The 9,342-nt window shown below is 45.2% G+C and carries 7 protein-coding genes; all 7 read left to right on the top strand.

All coding sequences use genetic code 11. The features are described 5' to 3' along the window. Nucleotides 1–794 (top strand): IS3 family transposase (locus Q4Q52_RS21115; RefSeq protein WP_311991606.1); only part of this gene is annotated, 794 nt, incomplete at its 5' end. A 522-nt stretch (nt 795–1,316) separates the two neighbouring features. Further along, complete coding sequence (locus tag Q4Q52_RS21110) at nt 1,317–1,712, top strand: hypothetical protein (protein ID WP_311991605.1); 396 nt, start codon at nt 1,317–1,319, stop codon at nt 1,710–1,712. A 166-nt stretch (nt 1,713–1,878) separates the two neighbouring features. Then, complete coding sequence (locus Q4Q52_RS21105) at nt 1,879–3,867, top strand: alpha/beta fold hydrolase (RefSeq protein WP_311991604.1); 1,989 nt, start codon at nt 1,879–1,881, stop codon at nt 3,865–3,867. A 275-nt stretch (nt 3,868–4,142) separates the two neighbouring features. Beyond that, on the top strand, nt 4,143–5,630 hold the full coding sequence (locus Q4Q52_RS21100) for a hypothetical protein (RefSeq protein WP_311991603.1): 1,488 nt from the start codon (nt 4,143–4,145) through the stop codon (nt 5,628–5,630). A gap of 3 nt (nt 5,631–5,633) precedes the next feature. Then, nucleotides 5,634–6,941 (top strand): toll/interleukin-1 receptor domain-containing protein, encoded by a 1,308-nt coding sequence (locus tag Q4Q52_RS21095; protein ID WP_311991602.1) that lies wholly within the window; start codon nt 5,634–5,636, stop codon nt 6,939–6,941. A gap of 86 nt (nt 6,942–7,027) precedes the next feature. Continuing rightward, nucleotides 7,028–7,462 carry a hypothetical protein gene (locus tag Q4Q52_RS21090; RefSeq protein WP_311991601.1) on the top strand — a complete coding sequence of 145 codons (435 nt, stop codon included), beginning with the start codon at nt 7,028–7,030 and terminating at the stop codon, nt 7,460–7,462. Nucleotides 7,463–7,538: 76 nt separating this feature from the next. After that, entirely contained in the window at nt 7,539–9,341 is a 1,803-nt protein-coding gene (locus Q4Q52_RS21085; RefSeq protein WP_311991600.1) for a hypothetical protein, read from the top strand. Nucleotide 9,342: the final 1 nt, after the last annotated feature.

The raw sequence follows: 9,342 nt of genomic DNA, 5'->3' as shown, positions 1-9,342 counted from the left end.
CAGGTTATTACGATTGGCATAAGCGCCCTGCAAACGTGATAAGCCTTGAAACACAGAAGCTTTATCGCCTTGTTCGACAGCTATTTAAGCAAAGTCGAGGCAGCTTAGGGAATCGTGAAATGGTGAAAAAATTGCGCAAGGAAGGCTACCAGATTGGTCGCTATCTCGTTCGTAAAATTATGCACCTCCTTCGACTCAAAGCAACCCAGCGACGTGCTTACAAGGTGACTACGCAGCGGAAACACTCAGATGCAGTGGCAGATAACCTGTTAAACATGAACTTTAATCCAGTATCGGCTAATCAGGTCTGGGCGGGTGACGTGACCTATTTAAAGACGGGTGAAGGCTGGATGTATTTGGCTGTGGTGATGGATTTATATTCACGCCGGATTGTGGGATGGCACATAGATAAACGCATGACCACAGATTTGATATCTAAGGCATTAATAAAAGCCTACAACCTGCGCCAACCGGCTAGAGGGTTGGTATTTCACAGTGACCGAGGCTCGCAATATACCAGTAAGCAATTCGGTAGGCTGCTATTGAGCTATGGTATCCGAGCCAGCATGGGTGATGTGGGAGCGTGTTGGGATAATGCCGTTGTTGAGCGATTCTTTGGCAGCTTAAAACACGATTGGATTTTTAAAGTTAATCAACCAACAATGGAGTTTATGAAGCAAGATGTGACTGCTTACATGAAATATTACAACTTGGAGCGGCTGCATTCTGCTAATGACGATCTGTCACCGGTAGAGTTTGAAAATTCTCAAGTTAAAGTGTCCAGTTTGGGTTGACCAGTACATTTGATTCAGGCCTGAGGAAAACGGTCGAGTGGATAGTGCAAGCGGTCTAAAATCCACCGCGTAATTGATGTCAGAGTACTTTTAGGACCCAATTTAATTGGGTTTATGTCTAAGCACACTATGCATAAAAAACGAGGGATCAAAGATGATTGTTGGCAATGTATTTTGTACACAATGCAATATTGTGGTTGAAATCGTAAACCCAAATGGTGGTGGACGGATTTGTTTAAATTGCGGTAATCATCATTTGCATCGACGTTTAGGCCCTGAGAAATGCGGCAACTGTGGTAGTGAAAATACTAAAGAGATGTTTTTTTTGGCTGGCAGGGAAGATGAAAAATGCCCCAAGTGTAACCTTGGTTTACTGTACTTTCGTATCTAGGTTTTAGTTGGGCGTGGCTGGCAAACCAGGTTAAAGACGATCATTGGGCCATATGCGGCTATCTTGATGAACGCTATAAGTGTATCTATTATGGATGGGATTGTTTACGGTTACGCAATATTGGACTTTTAATGAAACATAAACTTTGGCTCTTTGGATTATTCTCTTTATTGATAATGGGCAAACTGAGTGCCGCCCCACAGGAGCTTGAGTGTGTTAATTATTTTTCTAAATTAGAAAAGCCAACTGCTCAATCTCAATTTGAGACTTATACAAAAGTGGGTGAGTGTTTAAAATATTTACCAACAAATCGCGTTTTATTAAAAAATATTATTAATACTTACAAGCTTATTTTTCAAGTCAATCCCTCCCATTACCACTTAGAATCGTTTATGCCTTTTTATATTGAAAATCAATTAATTGTTGATGAGGCTGTTCGTGATGTTGTTCTCGATGAGGCGGAGAGGCAGGAGTTTTTTTTACGATTAACAACCGCCAAAAGAGAATTCATTGAGGGGAATGGCTGACGGCTGACTTGTTCAAATATCTATATTTATGTTGAGCGCCGATTTTCGAACTAAGATTAACGATTAATCTGAGCACTAGGTTAATAAGCATACCCGTGCTCAAGTGAGTTTATTAAGTAATATGAGTTGTATTTGAACTAGATAACCAGAAAAAGGATTTCTCAAATTGAAGCACTCTGTTAATCATGGGGAGCAGGCTAATCTACCTCAAGATGGTAATGTTACCGCAGCTTGGTTAGCACCTTTATTAAGCTTGCTAAAGGTTAAAGCGGACGACACGGTAGAGCAATGCTATCAAAAAGCAGATGAAGTCGCGAATCACTTAGCACCTCATACTCGACGTTTTTATAATTTTATTTTGGTATTCCAAGGGCTTGCTGTGCTCGCCCCATCCCTTTGGCTGATTATTTTACGTGAGCAACTGAATGTTTCTATTGCTGCGTACAGTGTAGTGTTTTGTACGATTAGCTTATTGATCATCAGTTGGTGGGTGCGTTGGCGGGGGATGCAGCGTTTGTGGGTTCGAGCCAGGCTGGTGGCGGAGATCGCGCGCTCGCGTATCGCAACGGAGGGTATTGATGGCAATCTCACTTTTGCAGCACTACGTCGTTCCCCTATGCTTCAGACCGTGGCACTGGCACTGCCTTCCTCACCACAGTCATCTGTTCGCGATGTTCAAACGGTAAAACGAAACTATGTTTTGAATCGCTTGAATGATCAGCTGTCGTACTATCACCAAAAACGGCATGACGCGTTAAATCAACGTCAGCAATTGAGCAAAGTCGTGACACTATCATTGGATGCGGCACTGTTTTTAGCGGTAGCAGGTGTTGCGATTGCATGGCGTGATGAAGCGGCAGTATGGCTTAACTGGTCTTATTCCGATTATGTATTTGGTTTTGTGGGGACATTGCTACCTTTACTGGCCGTGTTAGCGCAAATGCGTGGTGCTCAGCTTGAGCTTAATCGGCGTATAGGTACTTTTGCCCAGCAAATAGAATTACTCAGTGCCGCGAAACAAAATCTTGAAGCGACAATCGATGCAGAGCAAATGCAGCAGATCGTCGAAGACGTCGAGGCCTCGTTGTTGGCTGAAGTCACGGAATGGTTTTATCAGGCTGAACATAATGAACCTTATTATCGCGCTAACCGGGATAAAGCCGAACTAAAAGAATGGCAAGCTGCTGCGGTTTTGCGCCAAAGTATGTTGGCTCGCTTGCTTGGTACGTTGGAGTACAGTGCGGGTTTTATTGGCCGAGTGATATTGGGCCGGGTGGTGGTGGTCGCGCTTTCTATGGTGCTAACGACGGCGTTTATTCAATATAAGCGTGCTCCGGAAGACCCAGCTATCCAGTCGGTACTTCGCCAGCAAGACGGTCGTTTGTTTAGTGCTCGGGGTGAGGGCAATCCCTATGGCTTGTGGCAACAAGGTCAGTTAGCGGCGCAAAACGGCACTGTTGTATTGGTGCATGGCTTGCACGATGGTGTGGATAAAAGCCGTAGTAAAGGGCATTGGATGACTCGGCTGGAAACCGCTATTGCATTACGCACTGCGCCGCAGGCACCCGATATAGTGTTGGTAGATTGGCAAGAAGCGGCTAAACCCTCGGGTAACGCTGACAGTGCCCTCGACACATTGGCGCTTAATGCGATGGGCATGCCACAAGCAGCGCAAGATATGCTTAACGATTTATCTATGATCCGCCCGCAAGGTGAGCGTATTGGTGAGTTGGTTGGGTTTAAACTAGCCCGTGCTATACGAAACGGAGCCATTTCGCGCGACAAACCGCTGCATTTAATTGGCCACAGTGCAGGCGGTTTTGTTGTGTTACACGCAGCACTTGTGCTCAGTGAACTTGGGTTGGCGCCAGAGCCTATGCAGGTAACTATGTTGGATACGCCGTTTCCGCTGGTGGCCGATCTTGCTAAGGCTGCGTCACACTTCCCGGTCGATTTTTATGTCACTTCATCGTTAGCGCAGGGGGTACCTGCCGATCAATTTGTGGTTGGCTTTAACCGCTTTGATATTACTCCACCGCCAGAGATTGATCCTTATACTGGCGCCCATAGTTATGCCCATAGCTGGTTTATTCAGTCGGTGTCAGATAAGGGGAATGCTGAGGGGTTTTCCGGCTCTCCCTTATTAATTGAATAGTAGGTTGATAGATAGTGTTTTGTTTAAAAATCAAAAGTATAACTTTTTGAACCTCTCTGTCGTTAGCTACGACACGTGGTTTTGTTGGTTTTACCCATAACTGCGAACGAAGCCAAGCTGTCTCTCATCTAACACTGGCGTGGTGAGCTAGGTCGATTAGTTTAAGTAGGAGTTGTGTGGTTAATTTGTTATTAAATTGATAAAAAAGTTGGGTATTGAATATCTACTTACTACACTGTAAACGAAAAAAATAACAATGGTAAAGGGAGTTCAATATGCTTTACGAATGGGTCGATATTTTCCTGAAAATAAGCTGGTTGTCGGCGTTTGCCGCTGTTTTAACTTTGCTAACTAAACCCAAAGGCGCTCGATTTTTTCTGTTGGTTGTGGGTCTTATTTGCATGGCAATGTTGGAACTTAATTATGCCAATAGTGATGTTGACTCGGGATATTACGACAATCCGGTGTGGATTTTCTCACTGATCGTTGGAAATTGCACTTGGTTGCTTGCTGGCTTGTTGTCGCTGTTTTATCTGAAAAGCCATTTCTCTGGAACTGGCAGTAAAGATACGGGCAGTATTAAAGAAGCACTTTCAGTCATTCCGGTGACCGCTGATAATCCGGCAGAAGCGCTAAATTCGGCGAGACAAGCATTGTATCTGGAGGTCGAGACAATTTTAGCGCAGCTCAAACTGCCAGACTCTGCCAATATCCAATTATTACAATCTCAAAACTATTCTGCGGTAACTTTTGTCAGCTTGTCGATGTTTCAACCGGCGTTTCCCGACGGCGCCTTGGCGAATAAACTTGGAACTCAGTCGTTGGTTTTGATTCGCTTGGATGCACATCCGTTTATGCGTTTTCCGATAACCTATTCAATCCGGGTTGAGTCGTCATATAAGCTGCAGGAATTTTCCGATGTATATCAAATTAGCCTAGAGCAACTGTCACGTTTAATCACGCAGTTGCTGCAAGGGGAACGCTGGCACTTTAAACCAAAGCGTTTGAAGCAAGCGCCCATTCAAGTTTGGCGTCCGGCTAATAAACCCCGCGATTACAAACAGTGGCGTGGTGTGGATATCGTCATGATGGTGATACCACCATTACTGATTTTTCCGTTGCTGCGCTGGATATTTTTTGGCAAAGCCAAGCGGTTGAAACTGACTACAGGTAAACCCTTAATTGAGCCTAGACAGTTATTACAACTTGATTCTTGGCAGGTGGCGATTAAGGGATTGCAGGCTTATGCAGAACAACTTGAAACCGAGTTTGTTAACGCTATGCAGGCCAATACTAGTCAGTTCGGCAAATTAAACGAAGAGCTTATTTGGTATTGGGGTGTTGACGGTAAAGTTGAGCGCAAACAATATGTATTCAGTATTGGCAGGGCGTTGGTGTTTATTAAAATCTATGCATACGGTGATGATCTGTATATCGGCTGGGATGCACATGTCAATGCTGGCAGCTGGGCAGAGAAAAATATTGGCGCAGGTTATGCTCATCACGATGGCACTCGCTTGGATGTGTACAGTATTGAATCTGAATGGCATCAGCCGAACGAATTCGATATCAGTGATGCAAATTTTGCGTTGGAGACTGTGCATGCCACTTTGGTAAAGCTAACTAAGCGATTGATTAAAGAGCGCGATGTGGATCAGGATATAGACTTCACTATTGTGCGAGAGTCCAGATCTGGCGTGTTGAATTCGCAGCAAAAACCTGCCAGTAACGAGAAAAAGAAACGCTTTATGAGAACAGGCTAACCGATGTCGCCAATGCCATACAGGGCTAGTTATCAACTGGCTCACCAAAACATTGTACAAAGCCTCTATTTGCACAAATCAGCACGCAGTGCGGCTGGTTTAGCTTGGCTGAAAGACATACTGTATCAACTTGCGCATTCAGCTGTTGAGGCATTTTCGCTTAGACTGGTTTGTAAGCCTGAAGAGGTCAACATCGGTCTGTACCTGAATGCAAGTGATGAGCAGCAAGCCGAACTGGATCGTTTTCACTTTTCCAGCTTGGTTTGTAACCAGGCGCTGGCTGATTTTTCTGTTAATAGCAAAGCGGCGTTTGATGCATTTCATGACATGGCGTGTGGCGATGAAGTTTTGCGGCTTGAAAATCTCCATTCTCTGGCTAATGACGTCACGATTCCAACCCAATTGCACTTATTTGAGTTGCTGAATTTACTGTTTAATCCTGATTTTCCCGGGTTGTCAGATCTTACTATCCAGTTCAATCTGATCGCGGTTACAGCGCCAACAGAAGTTGAGCGTACCGCTAGGAAACTCATGGTGAAACTGGATTTTGAGAGCAATATACCAGTCAACATTAAAACACATATCAAAAACAACCTGACTAAAAGTTTAAATGCGGGATATGAACTTGATACTTTGCTGAATTTTTCGGCAGGTAAGCAAGAGCAATTACAGCAAATTATTGATGATTTTCAGTACCAAGCCCTAAAGCCTTTCGGCATAAAAAACGTTCCACTGCAAGCAGATGAGTTGGCGGAAGATCTCTTTTATTCTGCATTACCGCTTTCAATGCTGGATGAAACAGACCCATTAACTCGTATTGCCCGTTTATTTGACCTGCGTGCAGCACTTAAAGCATTAACTCTGGCTTCAGTGTCAGCGTCCACACCGCAAGCAAGGGCAGATCAAACTGGGACGCTTGATGTGTTTATCTGCTACTCGTCAAAGAATTTTAATCAGGCATTGGCGGTATGCCACGGGTTGGAAAGCGAAGGCATTTGCTGTTGGATGGCGCCGCGTGATATTGGTCCCGGTGAGTCGTATGCCGCAGCCATTGTTAAGGGAATTGGCGCCTGTAAAGCGTTCGTGTTGGTGTTTTCCGATGCATCTAACGCGTCGCAGCATGTGCTGCGCGAGGTGGAACGTGCAGTCAATGCCAATAAGCTAATTGTGCCGTTCAAAATAGAGCCGACCGAACTCGAAGCGGATTTGGCGTATTTTATCAGTATTTGCCACTGGCTTGACGCGGTAACCCCCCCGTTAAGCTCACATATTGCCAATTTGGTGGCAACGCTTAAAAAGCAGCTAAGTTAAATGAAAAGTAAAGCACAGAGCTACTTCGTTGGTGCTGGTATTGCGTGGAGGGGGGAGATTGATGCTAATTCCTGAAATAGAGCGATATGTCCACTAAACTGCAACACTTTGGTTTGCGCTTACATCAGCAGGTAGGAAGCGAAAATCTATATGAATTGATGGTAGATCATCAGCCGTACTTATCGGTTTTGCGCGACTATGAAGTGCCGTTTGCCGGACGTATAGCGGGTGCGTATCAGCCAGGATTGAGTTTGGCGTCGCTAACCAATAATAACGGCACCCTTGTGCCTTTTGTATGTACCTGCAGTGAGCCAACGTGCTGGTTTATTAAGGTGCAGGTTGAGGTGATTAAAGACATGAATGCTGATTATGTTATTTGGCATTGTTGGAGTAACCCTTACCGGGCTGATAAAACGAAAGCTGCTGCCGGGCTGTTCTGGGATTACTCAGATCTACTACCATTAGTGTTTGATTTTGAACAGTATCAGGCGGAAATTACCCGTGTTACGGCACAGCAATAGAGGCTAAATAATACCGCTGGAATGTGTTGGTAATAATGGTATTTGCTTTTTATGTTTTCGCGCTCTAGGAGTTTTTTTGAATAAAGTACATCAACCTATTTTAACGGATATACCTCTGTGTTTACGCGTTGGAGTGACTGGACATCGGGATGCTGCGTTGGCGGCGACTAACCGTGCAGCACTTGAACAGGTCGTTGCAGAGATTCTGTTGCAATTGTCCCGTGGCGCCAATAATGTTCTGTGGCGTTATGCAGGAATTTACAGCGGTAACACTGCGCAATTGCAGGTTACTTCAGCGTTAGCTGAAGGTGCCGACCGTTTGGTGGCCCAGCAAGCATTAAATGCAGGTTGGGCTTTGCACGCATTATTGCCTTTTTCGCCGTTAAGTTACCTGCAAGATTTTGAGAGCCAAACATCAAAAAATGCCTTTACAGCCTTGCTCGATAGAGCAGAAGTCGTGACCGATTTAGCGTTTGACCACGATACTGCTCAGTTGGCTGGATACGAGGCGGTAGGCAAGGTACTAGCGCGTAATATTGATGTGTTAATTGCACTGTGGGATGGCAAACCCGCTCGCGGCCCCGGCGGTACGGCAAGCGTTATCGACATGGCGCTGCAAGAAGGGGTTCCGGTAGTGTGGGTCGGATTGTCTGACGATGTTCCGGTACAGTGTATCTCGCCAAGCCTTGGCATTATTCAGCAAGCGCCTTGGCAGATTTGGCTGGGGGATTATGTCGAAAAAACGCTGACGCCACCGCTTGAAAGCACCAATGTATTAGAAAGCAAAGAGCTGTCTCAGTTTGTAAATGCCAGTCCGGGGAGGTTTCGAAAAGGTTGGTTATACCCGTTTTTTCAATGGTGTATTTCTGGCCGGATACCGCAAAAAACTGATTTTTTGCAGTCAGATGTTCAGGACTTAACGCTTCGGGAGTGGCAAACCTTTAGCGAGAACACTGCGGCTGAAATGCCCGACACACAAGCCAGCGCTGTGATTCATCAGCACTATGTTAAAGCCGATTTAATGGCATCAATGCTTGCACAGCAATATCGTGCGGCCAGTATACTTAATTATGTGCTTGCCTCTATGGCGGTATTAATGGCGTTATTGGGCTTGCTATTAAAAGATCTGAAATTAGTGTGGATCTTATTAGAGCTGAGCCTAATTCTGGGCATGCTGGGTAATACCTACATTGGTAAAAGTCATCGCTGGCATCAGAAATGGTTAGATTATCGTTTATTGGCAGAGCAGCTGCGTGTCGCACGGTATTTTGCTTTAATTGGTGCTAACAGCTTAAAACAACATCGATTGATATCATCGTTTTATCAGGCGCAGCATGTGTCCTGGGTTAACTGGTATTTAACGGCGGTGATCCGTTCGGTAAATCTGCCAGCAGGGCAGTTAAATAAAGCGTGTACCGAACAATTTAGCCTTGGGTTAACTACCCAGTTAAATGCTCAGATTGTTTATCACCATCATACTGCGGCTCGGGCGCATAAAGCGGATCATCGGCTGCATATTTTGGGCGAAGTGTGTTTGTACGGTACTTTATTGGCCTGTTTAGGCTACTTAGGTGTGGCGGTTTTTGCCGGAACGGTAACCTACAATGTGGCAACCTGGGTGACTTTTATTACTGCGTTATTGCCAGCTTTTGGCGCATCCAGTTATGGTTTACGCGCCCATGGTGATTATGAAGGCATAGCTCACCGTAGCGAGTTAACCGCCGCGCAGTTAAGCGATATCGCCGAGCGGATGACCTATTCTGAGCATGACTTGGCAAGCTTATTAGCCCTATCAGAGCTGGTGCGGCAGGTTAAAAGCACCGAGCTAAGAGACTGGCGCGTAACGTTTGAACGAAAAGCTTTGGCGATACCGGGATAGA

The sequence above is a fragment of the Shewanella sp. SP1S2-4 genome (assembly GCF_031932075.1).
Lineage (GTDB): Bacteria > Pseudomonadota > Gammaproteobacteria > Enterobacterales > Shewanellaceae > Shewanella > Shewanella baltica.
Note: the sequence above shows the minus strand (reverse complement) of the source record. Positions and strands in the feature narration are given on the sequence as shown.